This window comes from Paraburkholderia sp. EG286B (genome assembly GCF_040965655.1).
Taxonomy (GTDB): domain Bacteria; phylum Pseudomonadota; class Gammaproteobacteria; order Burkholderiales; family Burkholderiaceae; genus Paraburkholderia.
Map to the genome: position 1 here is coordinate 1 of NZ_JBFRCF010000124.1, position 1,125 is coordinate 1,125.

The window sequence follows — 1,125 nt, forward strand, 5'->3', positions numbered from 1 at the left end:
TCGGCCACCAACGGCCATTCGAGCGCGCTTTCAGGCGGACATTCAAACGTCGGCTCAGCGCGGGTAACGGACCTTCCTCGATGATCAGGAGCGTCGAATCCTCAATCAAGCCGGCCGTGCTACTCCAGATTCGCAGACCAATGCGCATGCAGCGCTAGACGAACTTAACATCGGCACTCGCGCTTCGTTGTGCCTCTTCGCGGCGCCACGTCGAAACGCTGCAACCAAAGCGTCCGCTGAACCAGCGGGAAAACGCGCTCAACGATGAGAAGCCAACCAGCGTAGCGACTTCAGAAAGCGGCCTGTTGCCGCTACCAACATACCGCTTCACCATCTCTACCCGTACCGAATCGACAATCGACAGATAACTCTCGCCGTACGGTGCGAGATGGCGGTGCACGGTCCTGCGATCCATGCCCAGATGTTGCGCAATCCGATCGACCGAACAGGTACCTGACGGCAGTAGCGCAACGATCAGCTTCCTGATCTTGTCGGGCATCGTCGAGTTGGACTGCAGCAGCATCGAATCCAGGTAGCGGCGCACCTGCTGCGCCATGACCGGATCGTAGACAGGGATCGCGGCGTCAAGATCGGACGCGAGACACACAATGCCGTCGAAATCCTGGTTGAATTCGACGGTCACGCCAAATACGCGCGTATGAATCGTCGTGCCGGCCGGAGCATGATGCGTGAAACAGACGGTGCGGGGTTTCCAGGCGGCGCCCAGCACCATGCCCAGTACGCGGTAGAGGACCCCCAGTACCAGCTCCGTTGCCTGACGCATCGAACCCGGTATGCCGCCCACGATATCCTCGCGGATGACCGCCAGGCCCTCCGATTCCTCGATGCGCATCACCACCGCCTCGTTCTGCAGCCGAAGGTAGTGCGACGCGGATTCCAGTGCCTTTCGCAGCGTTGGCTGTTCCCGCATCACAAAGCCGAGCGCGCCGAGGTTCGAGATGTGGCGGGTTTCGGCCATGCGCAGCCCCAGATCCTCAACCGCGGCGGACCGGGCCGATGTCTCCAGCAGCCGCGCGACCGCCTCGGCCCGAATCATGATGTCGGGGTCGAGCAGCACAGACCGCTCAATTCCTGCGTCGCCCAACTGCTGATAGGGATCGAGAC

1 protein-coding gene is annotated in these 1,125 nt (G+C 61.4%); it reads right to left on the bottom strand.

The features are described 5' to 3' along the window. Positions 1 to 154: 154 nt before the first annotated feature. On the bottom strand, positions 155 to 1,125 hold a 971-nt coding region (locus tag AB4Y42_RS44015; protein WP_368697865.1), incomplete at its 5' end, for an AraC family transcriptional regulator.